16 protein-coding genes and 3 pseudogenes are annotated in these 15,719 nt (G+C 67.9%); 14 read left to right on the plus strand and 5 right to left on the minus strand.

Features of this window, described 5'->3' with window-relative positions; genetic code table 11:
- Positions 1-59 precede the first annotated feature (59 nt).
- The 5 genes and pseudogenes from OG928_RS46630 to OG928_RS46650 form a co-directional block, all read left to right on the plus strand.
- Positions 60-191 (plus strand): annotated as a pseudogene (locus OG928_RS46630) (AraC family transcriptional regulator); the annotation flags it as partial.
- A complete protein-coding gene (locus OG928_RS46635; RefSeq protein ID WP_406292016.1) occupies positions 191-856 on the plus strand; it encodes a glyoxalase in 666 nt (221 codons plus the stop codon). The pseudogene OG928_RS46630 and the gene OG928_RS46635, both read left to right, overlap by 1 nt.
- A gap of 132 nt (positions 857-988) precedes the next feature.
- A complete protein-coding gene (locus OG928_RS46640; RefSeq protein WP_331768083.1) occupies positions 989-1,402 on the plus strand; it encodes a VOC family protein in 414 nt (137 codons plus the stop codon).
- Positions 1,403-1,558: 156 nt separating this feature from the next.
- Positions 1,559-1,993: a YdeI/OmpD-associated family protein gene (locus OG928_RS46645; protein WP_331768084.1), complete on the plus strand. Its 435-nt coding sequence runs from the start codon at positions 1,559-1,561 to the stop codon at positions 1,991-1,993.
- Positions 1,994-2,075: 82 nt separating this feature from the next.
- Complete coding sequence (locus OG928_RS46650) at positions 2,076-2,537, plus strand: DoxX family protein (protein WP_331768085.1); 462 nt, start codon at positions 2,076-2,078, stop codon at positions 2,535-2,537.
- A gap of 276 nt (positions 2,538-2,813) precedes the next feature.
- On the opposite strand, the pseudogene OG928_RS46655 reads toward OG928_RS46650, so the two are convergent.
- Positions 2,814-2,894, minus strand: a pseudogene (locus OG928_RS46655) (AAA family ATPase); the annotation flags it as partial.
- Between the two features lie 560 nt (positions 2,895-3,454).
- Between OG928_RS46655 and OG928_RS46660 the strand changes: the two are divergent.
- The 4 genes and pseudogenes from OG928_RS46660 to OG928_RS46675 all read left to right on the plus strand — a co-directional run.
- The gene (locus OG928_RS46660) at positions 3,455-3,955 is read left to right on the plus strand and encodes a hypothetical protein (RefSeq protein ID WP_331768086.1); all 501 of its coding nucleotides are present in this window, start codon (positions 3,455-3,457) and stop codon (positions 3,953-3,955) included.
- A 240-nt stretch (positions 3,956-4,195) separates the two neighbouring features.
- Complete coding sequence (locus tag OG928_RS46665) at positions 4,196-4,837, plus strand: hypothetical protein (protein WP_331768087.1); 642 nt, start codon at positions 4,196-4,198, stop codon at positions 4,835-4,837.
- A 14-nt stretch (positions 4,838-4,851) separates the two neighbouring features.
- Positions 4,852-5,490, plus strand: a complete 639-nt coding sequence (locus OG928_RS46670; RefSeq protein ID WP_331768088.1) for a hypothetical protein — start codon at positions 4,852-4,854, stop codon at positions 5,488-5,490.
- Between the two features lie 171 nt (positions 5,491-5,661).
- A pseudogene (locus OG928_RS46675) lies at positions 5,662-6,142 on the plus strand (IS5/IS1182 family transposase); the annotation flags it as partial.
- Between the two features lie 36 nt (positions 6,143-6,178).
- Here OG928_RS46675 and OG928_RS46680 read toward each other — a convergent pair.
- From OG928_RS46680 to OG928_RS46695, 4 genes are all read right to left on the minus strand, one after another.
- Positions 6,179-7,438 carry an FAD-binding oxidoreductase gene (locus OG928_RS46680; protein ID WP_331768089.1) on the minus strand — a complete coding sequence of 420 codons (1,260 nt, stop codon included), beginning with the start codon at positions 7,436-7,438 and terminating at the stop codon, positions 6,179-6,181.
- A 228-nt stretch (positions 7,439-7,666) separates the two neighbouring features.
- Entirely contained in the window at positions 7,667-8,431 is a 765-nt protein-coding gene (locus OG928_RS46685; RefSeq protein ID WP_331768090.1) for an amino acid ABC transporter ATP-binding protein, read from the minus strand.
- On the minus strand, positions 8,428-9,426 hold the full coding sequence (locus tag OG928_RS46690; RefSeq protein ID WP_331768091.1) for an amino acid ABC transporter permease: 999 nt from the start codon (positions 9,424-9,426) through the stop codon (positions 8,428-8,430). Before OG928_RS46690 ends, OG928_RS46685 begins: the two co-directional genes overlap by 4 nt.
- A complete protein-coding gene (locus OG928_RS46695) occupies positions 9,423-10,340 on the minus strand; it encodes an ABC transporter substrate-binding protein (RefSeq protein ID WP_331768092.1) in 918 nt (305 codons plus the stop codon). Before OG928_RS46695 ends, OG928_RS46690 begins: the two co-directional genes overlap by 4 nt.
- A 338-nt stretch (positions 10,341-10,678) precedes the next feature.
- On the opposite strand from OG928_RS46695, the gene OG928_RS46700 reads away from it, so the two are divergent.
- The 5 genes from OG928_RS46700 to OG928_RS46720 all read left to right on the plus strand — a co-directional run bounded on the left by OG928_RS46700 (position 10,679) and on the right by OG928_RS46720 (position 15,678).
- Positions 10,679-11,614 carry a LysR family transcriptional regulator gene (locus OG928_RS46700; protein WP_331768093.1) on the plus strand — a complete coding sequence of 312 codons (936 nt, stop codon included), beginning with the start codon at positions 10,679-10,681 and terminating at the stop codon, positions 11,612-11,614.
- A gap of 182 nt (positions 11,615-11,796) precedes the next feature.
- Positions 11,797-12,033 carry a transposase gene (locus OG928_RS46705; protein WP_331768348.1) on the plus strand — a complete coding sequence of 79 codons (237 nt, stop codon included), beginning with the start codon at positions 11,797-11,799 and terminating at the stop codon, positions 12,031-12,033.
- A gap of 17 nt (positions 12,034-12,050) precedes the next feature.
- Positions 12,051-12,587 (plus strand): group II intron maturase-specific domain-containing protein, encoded by a 537-nt coding sequence (locus OG928_RS46710; protein ID WP_331768094.1) that lies wholly within the window; start codon positions 12,051-12,053, stop codon positions 12,585-12,587.
- Positions 12,588-13,241: 654 nt separating this feature from the next.
- Complete coding sequence (locus OG928_RS46715; protein ID WP_406292019.1) at positions 13,242-14,558, plus strand: hypothetical protein; 1,317 nt, start codon at positions 13,242-13,244, stop codon at positions 14,556-14,558.
- A complete protein-coding gene (locus tag OG928_RS46720; RefSeq protein WP_331768096.1) occupies positions 14,536-15,678 on the plus strand; it encodes a hypothetical protein in 1,143 nt (380 codons plus the stop codon). Before OG928_RS46715 ends, OG928_RS46720 begins: the two co-directional genes overlap by 23 nt.
- Positions 15,679-15,719: the final 41 nt, after the last annotated feature.

Below are 15,719 nucleotides of genomic sequence, written 5' to 3' on the forward strand. Positions count from 1 at the left end.
TGTCGAGGCCGGTTCTCGTGATGCCTTCGCTGCCGTCGACGATGGCGGTGATCGCGGGCGATGCTGCGGGTACGGCCCACGACGCGGGTTCGGCGATCAGGCTGGAGGGGGTGCCGGCGTGCGTGGCGAGGCAGGTCTCGAGACCGGTCAGGAATCGAGAAGCCCCGGCCGCCGCGCTGCCCCTAGCGTGATGGTCATGGCAACCACCGCTTCCACCACAGCCGACACGTCCCTCGCGTCCGTCACCCTCGAGGTGGCCGACCTCGAGGCCGCTCGCCGCTTCTACAGCGCCTTCGGCGTGGACACCTACATACGCCTGCGGGCGTCCGAGGCGCACTCCACCGGATTCCGCGGCTTCACCCTGGCGCTCACGGTGTCCGGGCCGGCCACCGTCGACCACTTCGTCGGCGCCGCCGTGGACGCCGGCGCCACGGTGCTCAAGCCCGCCGCGAAGTCGCTGTGGGGCTACAGCGGTGTCGTCCAGGCCCCGGACGGGACGATCTGGAAGATCGCGACCTCGGCGAAGAAGGACACCGGCCCCGCCACCCGCGAGATCGACCAGGTCGTCCTGCTGATCGGCGTCGAGAGCGTGAAGGCCACCAAGCAGCTCTACGTCGGCCGGGGCCTGACCGTGGCCAAGAGCTTCGGTGGCAAGTACGCCGAGTTCGCCCCCGGTCGGTCCAGCCGCATCACGCTGGCGCTGTACAAGCGCCGTGCCCTTGCCAAGGACCTCGGCGTCCCCGCCGACGGCACCGGCTCGCACCGCATCGTCCTCGGCAGCACCGCCGAAGCCTTCACCGACCCGGACGAGTTCGCCTGGGAGGCTGCCGCGCCGCTCGCCCCCACGCCGTCCTGACGCCCGGCCCCCACTCCCACCCCGCTCGACCCTCCGGTCATATCGATCGACCGGCGAACACGCGCCGATGTGACAGCCGGGCCCTGGCCCGGATGTCCGGCACGTACACATCCACAGTGCAAGGAGCAAGACATGAAGGCGCACGTCAGTTCCATCCTCCTCGGTGTCCGGGACATGGACCGGGCCAAGCAGTTCTACACCGAGGGGCTCGGCTGGAAGATCAAGAACGACTACGGCATCTCGGTGTTCTTCGACTCGGACGGCGCCTCGCCGGTCGGCTTCTACGCTCGCGAGGGTCTGGCCGACCAGGTGGGCACGGCCCCGGAAGGCAACGGCTTCAGCGGGCTGGTCCTGACCTACGTCGTCCGCAGCGAGGCACGGGTCGACGAGATCATCGCGGAGGCCCACAAGGCCGGCGCCACGATCCTCAAGCCCGCCGGCGCTCTGCCGTGGGGCGGATACGGCGGCACCTTCGCCGACCCGGACGGCTACATCTGGAGCCTCGGCTACAGCGCCCAGGGAGCCGACCAGCCCTACGCCGAGTAGCCGCGATCTCCTGCCTCACAGCCGTCCGGGACGGCGCGGCGCCTGCCGCAGCCGTCCCGGGCACGGCGATGGTCCCGGTGTGGGAAGTGGGAGCGGCTATCGGAGCCGGGCGGGCCGGATCCGCGGTGAGCCGGCAGAACAATGAGGAGAAAGATCATGAAGTTTCGCACCCTCGTCGAGCCACCCGAGCCCATGCGGGGCCTGGAAGTTCCGCCCGAGGTGGTAGCAGCGCTCGGCGGGGGCGCGCGGCCGCCGGTGACCATCACGGTCAACGGGCATTCCTGGAAAAGCCGGGTCGCCATCCTGAGAGGCCGCCACCTGCTCGGCCTCGGCAACGCCAACCGGCAGGCCGCCGATGTCGCGATCGGCGAGGAGGTCGAGGTCGAGCTGGAGCTCGACACCGAGCCGCGCGTCGTCGTCGAGCCTGCGGACTTCGCCCAGGCTCTGGACGACGACCCGGTCGCCCGCGCCGCGTACGACAACCTCGCCCACAGCCACAGGCGCGAGCATGTGCGCGCCATCGAGAGCGCGAAGAAGCCCGAGACGCGCCAACGGCGTATCGAGAAGGCCATCACCACCCTGCGGGGCTGACCCCCGAGAAGCGAGACTCCGCCGGCCATGAAATCGCCGCGCGGAGGCCCGACCCTGCCCAATTCCCCCTGAAGGGACAAGCATGTCGAAGCGAATCATGACCGGTCTGTACGGGTTCCTGGCCTTTGAGTTCGCGCTGGGCGCAGTGACCAAGTACTGGCCGGGCGACACGATATTCAGCTCGGCGTACTCCGCGAAGTTCGTCGATTGGGGTTACCCGTCCTGGATGCGCTTCGTGGTCGGCGCCTTGGAAGGTGCAGCCGCCGTCCTGCTGGTGATCCCCAATAAGCGAACACGCTTCCTGGGTGCCACGACGCTGATGTTCGTGCTCACCGGCGCGGTCACCACCCACATCGTCAACCACGACCCGGCGGTGGAGAGCTGGGCCGCGCCGACCCACCTTCTCATCATGGGCATCCTCGCGCTGGCCAATTGGCCCGCCGACTGGCGAGACCTCCTGCGGGCTCCTACCGCGCCGACAGCCCGAACACCACGTCCATCCAACGAAATGACAAGGGTGCAGCACCTCAGAGGGAATGCCTGACCCGCACCGACCCGCGGCGGCCTCATCGCCCTGCCGCCGGACCCGGGCGCCGATCAGGACGGTCATGCCCCGCTCGGCGAGTTGTCCGGCGGCGGCACGGCCGATCCCTCGTTCTGTTCGCCCGGGTGACGAAGAAGGGCCGACACCCCTCCGCCGCCACCGTCATGCGCATGCTCCAAGAACATGACAGCCACACCAGAAGCATGACAAATACTGGCGAGTAGTCACGTCATGGACCGATCCAAGTGACACCCTGTCCCCTTCTGATCCGTTGCCTGCGCGTTCGGCCTGGGCCCGAGTCTGGGCGTAGCGGTAGGAGTCGGTGCCGGTCTCGATGATGTTGCCGCCGAAGGTGAGGCCGGCTAATGTCGGTGACGATCGACACCGGATAGCGATGAGTTCGAACACCAGGAGCTGCTCGTCGTGTCGTGAAGTGGTGATGAGTTCTGACACCACCCACCAAGCCCTGGAGCCTCGTCGATTGCCTGCGCTCCTGGCACGCACGACATGCTTCGCAATGTGGAAAGCTCGTCGACCAGGCCGCGCCGCGATCCGTACCCTCCGGCTTGGTATATCGACAGGGCACCCGCCCGAATCTACGGAAAGCGGTCCATTGCATGCGTAAGGCCAGAACATTCTCGGCGGCTGCGGTCATCGTCCCTCTGGTCTTGCTGGCGTCGGCCTGCGGTTCCGACGAGAAGAGGGGTGCGGAGAACTCCGGCGGTACAGGAGCCCCGGTCGTTGGCGTCGGCGCGTCGGGAGGGGCAGGAGGCAGCTCGTCCAAGGGGCCTTCCGCGGTTCCCTCTGCGAAGGCGCGAAAGCCGCTGAACGCGGAGCAGTTGGTTGCGGCCCTCGTCGCCGCGCGGGATGTCCCCGGGCACACGGTGGAGCCGGGGCCTGTGTTCACCGGGAGGGACATGGCCGAGGGTGGTCATGAGGAAAGCTCCCCGGAATGCGAACCGGTGGCGCGGTTGCTGGGCATGACCGACCTGTTCGTCAGCAACGACGAAGTCTTGCCTCAGGTAGCCGTATCCGCCGAGTTGCGCAAGGACGGCGGCGCCGCGGAGAGCGGCTACCAGCTCGCCCTTGAGCAGTACCGAGGAGTCGACGCGGAGCAACTCCTCAGCGCCGCCAGGGCCGCATTGTCCACCTGCACGCGGACCTCGGAAGGCAACCCGCTGAAGGAAGGCGCGAAGCTCGGCTTCGGCGACGGCTCCCTCGTCCTGGACATCGAGGCGGACGACAAGAGCATCGTCACGGTCACGTTCGTTCGCAGCGGCACCGTGCTGTTCCAGGCTGTGCCGCTCGGTGCCAACCTGTCCGCGTCCGGGTCCCAGGCGAAGGCGCCCGACAAGGCGGTGCCGAGCGAGTTGGTCCGCGCCCAGTTCGACAAGCTCGTCAAGGCCCAGACGCGCTGAGCATCCGCACGGTTCGCTCGGGAACGGATCCCCGTGAAGTGTCGACGCGCGCAACCCGGCGTCCACCGGGAACATCCCGTCGGCTGACCCCACACCCCACACGGGCGAGGCTCGGCAGCGGTTCCAGACTGCCGCATGGGGCTGTTGGCCGGCCACCGGCCCAGCGCTTCGCGGCGTCGCATCCGCGCGAGTCCTTGCCCACCGTCTCCGCCGCGCGGACGCAACCGCAACCGCCGGTCCTTGCGCCATGACCTGGCACGACACACCGCAGAGCAATACACCGCCTCCGGCCGCGCATCCGGCCTCAACGGCTCATCGCAGCCCCGGCATCCCCGCCCGCCGGCCCGCCCGGCGCTCTCGGACTCCACACCAAAACCGGCCTCCAGAAACAAGTACTCAGGCCTGATCGACCTGGTGGTTGTCGCCGCGGAGATGTCCCAACCCGTCGATCCGAACAACGAACACATGGTGCTGCTGCTCGGCAACAACGACGACCACCCTGAACGCGAGCAGTCCGGTCTGCCGAGCAAACTGACGCGGCACGGCGACGCCGCCAAGTCCAAACAAAACGGTGACCGGGCCTGCCCCGGCGGTGACCCCTACATCCGACCGCCCGGCTACGAATGCGAACGAGTATTCGTTCCGTTCCACGGAGGAGGGCGCGGCGACGAGCGGTACACCGTTCGCCCCGCGCACATGGGACTGGTGTCAGCTCAACTGGCCGAACACCCCGATGGTCAACAGCTACGTGGGCCCCGAGGGGTGGGCCGCTGCAACATTCCGGAAGGCCAGAACGACAAGGGCGGCGCTGCCCTCAGGGTTTTCTACGGCAACGAACGCGTCCTTGCGGGGGATAGGTTCAATGTCGGAGCAGGTACCTGAGGAGGCGAGGCGGCATGGCCGACAGAACAAAGGGCACCGTCTTCACGGAATACGGGAGCTTCTACCTCGTGCCCGGGTTGGAGTTCCCTCTAGGGGGCTGGCCGCAGTCCTTGACGACGGGGTTGGTCTCGGCCCGTGGGGAGGAGGTGCGCATCACCACGGGTACACGCACGGGGGAAGTGCCGCTGACCACCGAGACCCTCGATCGGGAACCGCCCCTGGAGCCCGGTTGGGAGGACGTCGCGGAGGTCTCCGTCGCGGTTCCCTCGGGAGGACTGCGTGTTCTCGAGTCCCGGCATCCGTTCCTGTTCGGTGACGTCGCCGCGTTCGGCCCCGGGGACTACCGCGTGCGGGTGTACGCGAACAACCGCGGCGACGAACGCGCCGGCCGCGGAAGCGGGGACTCCTTTCTCCTCCAGCTCTGGCAGGCCCCCATGGCAGAGGAGAAACTCATTCGCCTGTGCGAGGAATCACGACACGGACTCGAAGCCGCGAAGAGGCTCGCCGGCGAACCCCTCCCCGACCTTCCCCGACCGCCCCGAAGCGATCCCCGACCCGAACCCCGACCCATGTCCGCACCCGGCGGTCCCCGCGTCGCACACCTCCAGGGTGCGCTGCCGGAGCCCACGACGCCCCCGGCCGACAACGACTGACCAGGACTCACCACCACCGGTGAACATCACCGACACTAGGCGGGCCCGGCCGGGAGGCCGGGCCCGCCTTCGAACATCGCACGGCCCGCGCCGGCTCGGCTGCGTTTGGCGGTCGCGCCGGGTCCTCGTCGGCGTCCGGGTTGGGTCTGTAGAGAGAACGGTGTAACTCCTGGTTGTTGGGGTCAGTGTCGTCCGGCGGACAGGCGTCCGTCGAAGGTGATTTCGAAGGCGTTGAGGGCTGCTTTCCAGCGTGTGGTTGCGTGGGCTGCGGACGGGACGTGCGGATCGGGTCCACGACGCGCTGCGGGATCGGGTCCGTGGTGCCGACGGGCGTGATCCGCAGCCGTCGGCGGCGGTGTTGGACGCACAGACCGCGCACAGTCATCAGGGTGGTGAGGCGATCGGTTTCGACATGGGAAAGCGCACCCGTGGGCGTAGGCGTCACATCCTCCTCGACACGTGTGGGCTGCTGGAGCCATCCTGGTTGGGGCGGTACAGAAGGTTGGCAAGGGACTACGAACGCAAGACGGCGCACGCCGAGGCCATGATCAAGGTTGCCATGATTTGATGGATGGCCGCCCGCCTCACCGGCGAGGAAACCACGTGCCACGGCCCCATCGAAACCGAGGCCGCCCGAGGCCTCGCCGACGAGGCCGATCGGGATAGCCCTCAGTTGCACAACGCTTTCTCAGCCGCGATCCCGGTCGCCCCCCATACCCAGGTCCCGTATCTCGACCTCCTCGGTGCCCAGGGAACTCACCGATGCCGACTGGACGTCGTCCGGGACTCGGTGTTCGGCCGAGATCATGCCGCTCATCACACGCAGGCTCTCGTCCTGCACCGAGTGGGCCATGTCCCGGGTCGGGCGGTAGGGCGAGAGGTCCGGGACCTGCCGGTCGTTGGTCAGCTCATCGGCCACCAGTTCACCGAGGAGCGGGGCAAGGGTCACGCCGCTGTGGCTGACGACGCTGTACAAGCCCTGGACCTCGGCATGTGTACCGACGAGGGGGAGGCCGTCGTCGGGCACCGGGCGCACGCCGACACGTACGGATGCGGGACCGGCCTGCCGCAACGCCGGAAGAACCTGTTCTCCCTGGTGGTGCAACTCCTGCTCCAGGCTGTGCTCTCCGAGACCGTCGCCCGACCACAGCATTGCGTCGACCGACCAGGAGATCGAACAGACTCGTCCGCCGGGCGCAGGGCGCAGGTCGACACCCGGTGTCGCGAGGATCGCCCCGAGTCGGGGTCCCGGCAGGGGGCCACTCTCGCCCACCAGACCCGGGATCTGCTTCAGCGGGAGGGTGGTTCCCGCGAGGTCGGCGATCCGCCCGGCGTCGGTCCCGGCACAGTTGACGACCCAGTCGGCCTCCCACCGGCGTGTTCCGGTCACCACGCCGCGGACGCGGTCGCCCGCCACGATCAGGGCGTCGACCGGCAGCCCGTAGCGGACGTCCGCGCCCAAGGCAGCCGCCCTTTCGAGCATGCGACGCGTGAACAACGGCGCGTCGTACCAGGCGCACTCGTCGTGCACGACCAAGTCGTCGGTGGTGCACGCGTCCGGCGCCACATTGGGTTCCAGCGCGGCGAGTTCACTGCGGTCCGCCAGACGGCACGGATGCCCCCAGGATTCCAGTCGCCTCTGCCGGTCCTTGATCAGTTGCTGCGAGGCCGCGGAGCCGCCCCACTGGATCAGGGGGAGAGGGTGCAACCAGGTGGGGCCGTCGTCCTCTTGCGCGAGTTCGCGGTGTTTCCGGGCGCTGCGCCGATTGAACTCGTAGTAGGAACGGGGGGTCTTCAGGTGGGTGACGTCTATGGAGAAGGTTGCGCTCGAGGTGCCGCCGGCCGGGCCGCGCGCCTCGATAACGGTCACCTCGGACCCTGCGCGGGCCAGGTGGTATGCGACGGAGGCGCCCAGTACGCCGGCGCCGAGAACGATTGCGCGAGTCATCGAATCTCCTTGCGTGGATGGCTTGCCTTCGGACGAGGAAGGGCATCGCGGTGAGGGCTTCCACGACACACCGGACGAACGGCGGTCGGGCAGGGTGGAGCCGGCACGCTCGCCCTCTGCGGGGAGGCCGGCGGCCGGATGTTCGCGAGGAGCGGAGCGGCGATGCGGTTGTTCCTCCGACGCGGTCGAAGGACTTTCGCTCAAAGCACTTTGCCAAAGACCGTTCGATCAAAGGACGTTGCTGAGGAATGCCCGGGTGCGTCGGTGTTCCGGCGCTGCCAGCATCGGCCTGGGCTCGCCCGATTCCACGATGATCCCGTTGTCCATGAAGGCCAGGGTGCTGCCGACCTCGCGGGCGAAGGTCATCTCGTGGGTCACGACGATCATCGTCATTCCGTCCGCGGCGAGTTGGAGCATGACGTCCAGGACCTCCCCGACCAACTCGGGGTCGAGTGCCGAGGTGGGCTCGTCGAAGAGCATGAGTTCGGGCTCCATCGCCAGCGCGCGAGCGATGGCCACGCGCTGCTGCTGCCCGCCCGAGAGCTGTGTGGGGTAGCTGTGCGCCTTGTCGGCGAGTCCCACCCGGTCCAGCAGTCGCTCTGCGCGCTCCCTCGCCACGGCCTTGCTCTCCTTCCGGACCCGGCGCGGGGCTTCCATGATGTTCTCCAGCGCCGACAGGTGCGGGAACAGATTGAAGCGCTGGAAGACCATGCCGATCCGTTGGCGTCGGCGGGCCGTCTGCTTGTCGCTGAGTTCGTACGACTTCCCGCCCCGCTGCTCGTAGCCGACCGGTTGGCCCCCGACGTGCAACCGTCCCGCGTCGATCGTCTCGAGATGATTGATGCACCTCAGGAACGTCGACTTTCCCGAGCCCGAAGGGCCGATGAGGCAGGCCACGTCGCCGCGGCCCACGTCCAGGTCGATACCGCACAGGACCTCGACCGATCCGTAGCGCTTGCGCACGCCGTGCGCGCTCACGAGGGAGGCTGTCATCGGTGCGACTCCTGTCCGGTGGCAGTGGCAGTGGCAGTGGCGGTGGGAGCGGCAGCGGGAGTGGCACTGGTGGAGAGCAGTCGGGTCAGGGGTAGCCGGACCGCGGCGAGCAGTCGCCTCGGCGTCGGGGTCGCGACGACGCGGCTCGATCCGCGGGCGTATCGACGTTCCAGGAAGTACTGCCCGACGCTGAGCACCGACGTGATGGCCAGGTACCAGATGCAGGCGACGGTCAGCAGGGGGATCTGTTGGAAGTTTTGGGAGTAGATCCCCTGGACGGAGGTGAGCAGTTCGGGAACCGCGATCGCGAAGACCAGCGAGGTGGTCTTGAGCATGGAGATCGTCTGGTTGCCCGTGGGCGGGATGATGATCCTCAGCGCCTGGGGCAGGATGATCCGTCGCATGGTCAATCGGCGCGTCATGCCCAAGGCGTGCGCGGCTTCGCTCTGCCCCTCGTCGACGGACGCGATGCCGGAGCGGACGATCTCGGCCATGTACGCGGCCTCGTTGAGGCCGAGCCCGAGGAGCGCGGCGGTCGTCTGTGTGATGAGACTGTTGGTCTCGAATTCGACGAACGTGGGTCCCCACGGGATGCCGAAGCCGATCGTGGGCATGACGGCCGACAGGAAGTACCAGAAGAGCAACTGGACGAGCAGCGGCGTCCCGCGGAAGCCCCAGACGTAGATCCGGCTGAGGTTGGCCAGCACCGGATTGTGCGACCTGCGCATGACCGCGAGTGCGATTCCGCCGACCACTCCGATGGCCATCGCGCCGGCCGTGAGCCGCAGGGTGGTGAGCAGCCCTTCGAGGACCACGGGAGCGAAGAGGTACTCGCCGACCGTCGGCCACTGCATCCGGGGGTTCTGTGCCGAGCCCTGAACCAGTTGGACGAAGACCACCAGCAGTATCGCGGTGGCGATCCACTGTCCGGTGCGCGGTCGTCGGACGACGGGCCCGTCGTGCGGGGCCGTGGTGTCGGCCGGACGGACCTTCACTGTTGGCCGCCGTTGACGGTCGCACTGCCGATGTTGCCCGACTCCAGCTTCCACTTCACGAGGAGCTTGCCGTACTCGCCGTTGTCGACGAGTTTTTGGAGCGCCTGTTGCACGGCCTGGACCAACGGCCCGTCATCCTTGTTGATGAGGATGCCGTAGGGCAGGAAGCGGTAGGGGGTCCCGACCTGCTTGAAGCGCCCGTCGGAATTGTCGGCCTGGTGGGCGATCGTCGGCGTCCCTCCGACGAAGGCGTCGACGCGTCCGGTGGACAGAGCCTGGAAGCAGTCCACGGAGTTGGGAAAGGTGAGGACGTTGATCCCGGGACGCTTGGAGTCCGCGCACACGCGGTTTTGCGTCTGGACGTCGTCCACCTGAGCGGTGCCCTGTTCCACGCCGACCGACGTGCCACAGAGGCTGTCCAGGGACGAGATCGTGTCGGCGTGTTTTTGGTCGGTGAGGATCGAGCTGCTCGTCTTGAAGTAGTCGACGAAGGTGACCGCCTGGCGACGTTCCGGCTTGTCCAGCATGGCTTCGATGGCGACGTTGAAGCGGCGGGACTGAACGCCCGCGATGAGGCTGTCGAAGCTCGCCGGGGTGAGTTGGACCTTGACGCCCAGGACGCCCCCGATGGCTTTGATGAGATCCGGTTCCAGACCGACCAGGGTCTTGTTGTCCGAGCCGAGGGAGACCAGGGGCGGGTAGTCCTTGCCGGTGGCGACGGTCAGGGTGCCCGACTTCTTGATCGCGCTCGGCAGGAGGTCGTGCAACCGCGAGTCCACCTGCCCGGTCGCCTTCGAGGTTTGATGTGAGCTTCCGCCGCAGGCCGCGAGGGAGAGGGTTCCCGACAGCGTCAGGCAAGCCGCGAGGACGCGGATCGCCCGACGGCTGCGCACATGGGCGAACGGTGTGTCCATGGAGGACTCCTTCTCGTGTGGGACGGGCCGGACGTGCTCCGGGCGCCGCGGCGACCGCGGTGGGCGCGATGCCGCGCCTGGAGCGGCGGCTCTTGATCACCGGCCTCCAATGTGGACCTGTGGAACACCTCGGACAAGATGAAATTGGGTAAGCGTTCACGGCGTATTTGTTCGGAAATTTTGATCCTTGACATCCATGGGGTCAGAGGTGGTTAGCTGTTCCGTCGCAGGTCAGGGCGGTCTGGCTGCCGAACACGCGGTGAGATCACTCGGCGACCGGCTGATTACGCCCGGAGACCTCAGGTGATGCTTCGGCCGCAGAGTGTTAGGTTCCGCTGATGCTGACTCTGATCCAGCTCCAGGCGATGCGCGAGGTGGTCGCGACCGGTTCCCTCAGGACCGCCGCCAAGAACCTGGGATACACGCCCTCGGCGGTGTCGCAGCAGATCACGACCCTCGAACGGACGCTCGGCGTCCAACTCTTCGAGCGTTCCGCGCGCAGTGTGCGACCGACGGCGGCCGGAGTTCAGCTCGCTCGACACGCCACACGGCTGTTGTCCGATCTGAAGGCCGCCGAAGGAGAGATCCTGTCCTACGCCACGGGGGAGCGGGGCCGGCTCCACCTGGGCAGCTTTTGGTCGGCGGGCTTCCGGTTGGTGCCGGAGGTGCTGGCCGAATTCCTGCGCGATCGCTCACAAGTGGACGTGCGCTACGAGGAAGGCGATCCGTCGTTCATCCTGCCCGCCGTGGTCGAGGGCAGGCTCGATCTGGCGCTCGTCTTCGAGTACGGCATGGTGCCGCACAACTGGCCCAGCGACGTGGACCGGACGCTCGTCCTCGAAGAACCCCTGTACATCCTGCTTCCGCCGGGCCACCCGCTCGCCCGTCGGGCGCACGTGCGGGTGGCCGATCTCGCGGACGAGCGATGGATCTGCTTCAGCGAGAAAACCGACGCGTCCCACAATCTCTTCCGTATCTGCGCGACGGCCGGGTTCTCGCCGAAGGTGCTGTTTCGTACCAACGACTACAACCTGCCGTTCGCACTGGTACGGCTGGGTTTGGGCGTCGCCGTCGTGCCCGAGCTGGCGATGAAGGAACTCGGCGGCCTCCACGCGATCAGGCTCGCCGCCCCGGCGCACGTCCGGCGTGTCTTCGCCGTGCGGCGCACAGCCGACCAGAACCCGCACGTACGCAAAGCGATCGAGTTGCTTCGGACGGTGGCCGGCTCGCTCGACTCGCAGCAGGACGGGCAGGGATCGGCGACCGCGTTGTGAACGACGACGGCTACGAGGGTCGCGCGGTCGTGGTGGCCAAGTGCCTTCGGTGATCCTTGAGGTCGTGACCTCCGCTCTCGGCGAGCCGCTGCCGAGCACCATCGCCGCGGCGCATCTTCCGCAAGGCTGCCCTGGCAGGCCGTTCCTTCTCCAACCCCGCCGACATCGCGCAGAAACGGCACATCGTCGTCGACACGCTCGGCCTGCTGCTTCAGGTGCTGGTCACCGGGGCCGACACCACCGACCGCGCCGCAGCCTGCACCCTGCTCGCCCGAATCCGGGCCCGGCACCGCCGCATCCGGCTGGTCTGGGCCGACGGCTCCTACACCGGGCCCCTGGTCGACTGGGCGGCCGACGCATTGGACATCGCCTTGACGGTGGTCCAACGCGCGAAGGACGTCGACTCGGGACGTTGGTGAGGTACTGCGATGATTTCGTGGTCCTGTCGCCGACCGAACAACGGGCCGAGCAGGCCCGTGAATTGACGGAGCGAGTGCTGGAGAAGCTGGGGATGCGTCTGTACCCCGAGAAGACCGGCATCGTGTGCCTCAACCGAGGCGGGCAGGGGTTCGATTTCCTCGGCTTCCACCACCGGAAGATGGAATCGTGGAAATGGCGGGGCAGGTACTACTTGCAACGCTGGCCTTCGGCAAGGGCGATGCGGGCGTTGCGGGAGAAAATCCGCACGCTGACGGCTCGTTCCAGGACCGAGCGGCCGGTATCCGCCGTGGTGGCCGATCTCACCCCCGTTCTTCGGGGCTGGGCCGCGTACTTCCGAAACGGGAACTCCGGGCGGAAGTTCAATGTGGTCGACGGCTACGTCCACGAGCGGCTGGCGATTTTCGCCAGTACGAAACACAGACTCGCGGGCAGGAACTGGACCACTCGCTTTACATATGAGTGGATCACTCGGCTCGGTGTCTACCGTCTTACCGGAAACGTGCACTGGGCGACGGCGCATGCCGGCCGGTGAACGATGTCGGAAAGCCGTGTGCGGGAGAACTGCATGCACGGTTTGAAGCGGCGGGGACTGGAAACGGAGCATCGGCCACCGCGCCAGTCCCCGACCCTACTGAGACGGAGAAGGTATGTACAACACACCCGAGCATTCTCAACGAAACTGCGACACCACCACTTCCTCGACCTCACCGTCGAGCGAACCTGAAACGGCTGCCGACGCCTGCACCGACGGACGCGGCACCACCGAGCGGGCTCGCCGCACGCGGTGCCCCGCGCTGTGCGTGGGGCAGGCCGGATTGCCCGCCTGCTCGGGTTCGGCTCCCACCGGATGGGCGCGGCCCGTCACCGGAGTCGGCTCGATCGACCCGCGACACGCCGGTCGGTGTGGGCCATCCGGATGACCGGCCCCGTGAGTCTCGGGTGATTCGTCCCGGCCGTCGCGATGATGTCGTCATGACGACCAAGACCGGGCCTCGGCGCCTTCGGCGGCGGGACCGGGTTCTGTCGATGCCGGCGGCCGAGCAGTTCCCGTCGAGGCTCGACAACTCCGTCGTGCACGTCGCGTCGGGGGACGCTGCGGGCATCTCGTCCCCGCCACGGGCGGCGCTGTCCATTCGTTGCGTCAGCCATGGGTGAGGCTTCCTTGTCGGCCGGCTTGGGGTCGGTCGTGCAGTGGGAGGAGTTTGCGCGTCGCGCCGCCTGTTTCGATCATGACTTGCTCGCACTCGAACGCGGCGAGGAACTGGTCACGCACACCGCCGTGGAGACGGTCGCAGGGCTTCGGCGACTGGCCATGGCCACCGACGAGCAGCGCAGACGGCGCGGGCGAGTGTTCTTCAGCCCGCAGATCGAGGTCCGTCGGGGCCTCGGACAGGGAGTCCACGACCGCATCGAGGCACACGCGCTCGCCGACGGGGTGATCGAGCAACATGACCTGGAACCGGCTGCCGCCCACTTCCCGTTTCCGGTACGCGCCCTCAGCGTTCGGCGCAAGCACCTTGGGCCCGGCGAGATCTGGGACCTCAGTGTCCGCGGCGATCACTGGGGTCTGGACTACCGTGACGACGTTCTCAGCGTGGTCAACGTCGGCGAGTTGCGGCTTGCACCCGATGCCGTGGTCGTCGTCCGTGGCAATCTGCTGATTCTTGTGGTCCAGCATCTGGTGTGTGAACCGCGCGACGCGCGCACGCCGCACCTTGCGGTGCTGCCCACACCGTTCTCCGTAGACGCCGGGCATGGCCCGTTCGACGGGCAGGACGGCATGTCGGGCAACCCGGGATCCGCCGGATCCAGCGGCCTTCCCGTCCGCACCAGCCCGACACTGCTGGGGCCCAGAACCGTCGGGCCGGTGATCGCCGGAACAGCAGGCGGGCAACCGGGGAGCGACGGAGGCCGCGGCCGGGACGGGGGCTGCGGTAGGACCGGCGGTGCCACGAAGATCGCCGAAATCACCATCCGTGAACTCGACGGCGTTTTCACCGTGTTGGCCGCGGGTGGCCGGGGCGGAAACGGTGGGGCCGGAGGCGAAGGCGGCGTGGGTGGCGTCGGAGGCGAAGGCGCGATGGGACAGCGCACGATCGGCGGCGTCCACCCGCCGGGCCAGGGCGGCAACGGTGGGAACGGCGGAGACGGAGGACGCGGCGGACGCGGCGGCCACGGCGGCATCGGTTCCAACATCTTCATCTCGTTGCCTCCGCAGGCGGCCGCCCGGGTGCGGATCCGCACGGAGCCGGCCGCGGGCGGGGAGGGCGGACGGGGCGGGCGGGGAGGCTCCGGCGGTGTCGGGCGCCGGGCAGGCGCCGACGGGGGCACCGGAGGCACCGCACCCGATGGCCGTCCGGGCATCCCCGGGACGGACGGCGCACCGGGCAGGGATGGACGGGCACGTCCCTGCCCGCCCGTATTCGTCAACGAGCGACCGGTTCAGTGCCATGAGGACAAGAGCACGGCAAGGAGGACACATGGCTTCGAGCGGTCCCATTGAACCGCGCGGGTTCCCCGAAGGGGTCGAGGTGCGCGGCGAGGTACGCGACACCACGGTCGCCGTTCGTGATCTCGAAGAGCTGCAGGAGGTTCTCGGCCTCGGCGGGGACAACGCGGAACGAATTCATGAAGCGCTGTTCTCCGGAATCGAGGACGAGGACGAACTCTCGGCGGTGGTGCGCCGGGTGAGTGCCTACCTGATCGGTGGCGACACCCTCACAGACGAGGACCGCGCGGTGATCCGGCCGATCTTCCCGCTCTCCGTCGCGCTGCTCATGGGAAAATCCCTGACCGTCAACGGGCCCGTCGATCTCAGCACACCGGATGGCCAACCCAAGGTGGTGACATTCGAGGACGTCACCATCGAGCAAGGCGGATACATCACCTGCTGCGGTACGCCGCTGATCTTCACGTGCGCGAGCCTCACCCGCGTCGGCAACAGCGGTACCGACAACGCCGACTTCAACATCTTGGGCAGACCCGGGCAGAAACCCCCGACTCCGACGACGCCCGGTGCGGCGGGGCAGCCGGCCAAGGGCGCGAACGGCCAGTCCGGGACAGCGGGAGGTAAGGGGGCCAAGGGGACAAACGGGGTTTCCGCCTCGTTCTCCGCTGCCAGTCAGGTGACGACGATCACGATCGGTTCCGTACTCAAGGCCGAGCAACTGACCGTCTACACCATGTCCGGGGCAGGAGGTCCAGGTGGAGACGGAGGGACGGGAGGACTCGGTCAGCAGGGTGGCATCGGCGGCGACAGCACGGCCTCGGGCTGTTCGGACGGTGACGGCCGCCCCGGGGGCAACGGCGGGTCCGGTGGTGACGGTGGTAACGCCGGTGACGGCGGCGACGGAGTCGATGCCGCCGGAAACATCGTCGTCCGGGTACCGACACATGACGACCTGCACAAGGTCCTGTCGCTGTACGCGCCCGCGCCCCCGGGTCTTGCGGGAAAACCCGGACAAGGAGGCCAAGGAGGAGCGGGGGGCGTGGGAGGCCAGCGGCACAAGGGAGGCAAGAACGGGGGAGATGGTGGCGGCGGAGGGCAGGGTGCGGCCGGAGGGCAAGGCGCCAATGGGAAAATCTATGGCAAAGCAGCGTCCATCCTTCCGCAGGTCCGATGATCGGCAATACCCGGTGACGGCTTGTGGTCCATCTGGTCGGG

The organism is Embleya sp. NBC_00896 (genome assembly GCF_045207785.1).
In the GTDB taxonomy this organism is placed as follows: domain Bacteria; phylum Actinomycetota; class Actinomycetes; order Streptomycetales; family Streptomycetaceae; genus Embleya.

Excerpts from the sequence above, each read along its gene's own strand:
- OG928_RS46635 (WP_406292016.1), top strand. The coding sequence starts at position 191 with ATGGTCATGGCAACCACCGCTTCCACCACAGCCGACACGTCCCTCGCG.
- OG928_RS46640 (WP_331768083.1), top strand. The coding sequence starts at position 989 with ATGAAGGCGCACGTCAGTTCCATCCTCCTCGGTGTCCGGGACATGGAC.
- OG928_RS46645 (WP_331768084.1), top strand. The coding sequence starts at position 1,559 with ATGAAGTTTCGCACCCTCGTCGAGCCACCCGAGCCCATGCGGGGCCTG.
- OG928_RS46650 (WP_331768085.1), top strand. The coding sequence starts at position 2,076 with ATGTCGAAGCGAATCATGACCGGTCTGTACGGGTTCCTGGCCTTTGAG.
- OG928_RS46660 (WP_331768086.1), top strand. The coding sequence starts at position 3,455 with ATGGCCGAGGGTGGTCATGAGGAAAGCTCCCCGGAATGCGAACCGGTG.
- OG928_RS46670 (WP_331768088.1), top strand. The coding sequence starts at position 4,852 with ATGGCCGACAGAACAAAGGGCACCGTCTTCACGGAATACGGGAGCTTC.
- OG928_RS46680 (WP_331768089.1), bottom strand. The coding sequence starts at position 7,438 with ATGACTCGCGCAATCGTTCTCGGCGCCGGCGTACTGGGCGCCTCCGTC.
- OG928_RS46685 (WP_331768090.1), bottom strand. The coding sequence starts at position 8,431 with ATGACAGCCTCCCTCGTGAGCGCGCACGGCGTGCGCAAGCGCTACGGA.
- OG928_RS46695 (WP_331768092.1), bottom strand. The coding sequence starts at position 10,340 with ATGGACACACCGTTCGCCCATGTGCGCAGCCGTCGGGCGATCCGCGTC.
- OG928_RS46700 (WP_331768093.1), top strand. The coding sequence starts at position 10,679 with ATGCTGACTCTGATCCAGCTCCAGGCGATGCGCGAGGTGGTCGCGACC.
- OG928_RS46720 (WP_331768096.1), top strand. The coding sequence starts at position 14,536 with ATGGCTTCGAGCGGTCCCATTGAACCGCGCGGGTTCCCCGAAGGGGTC.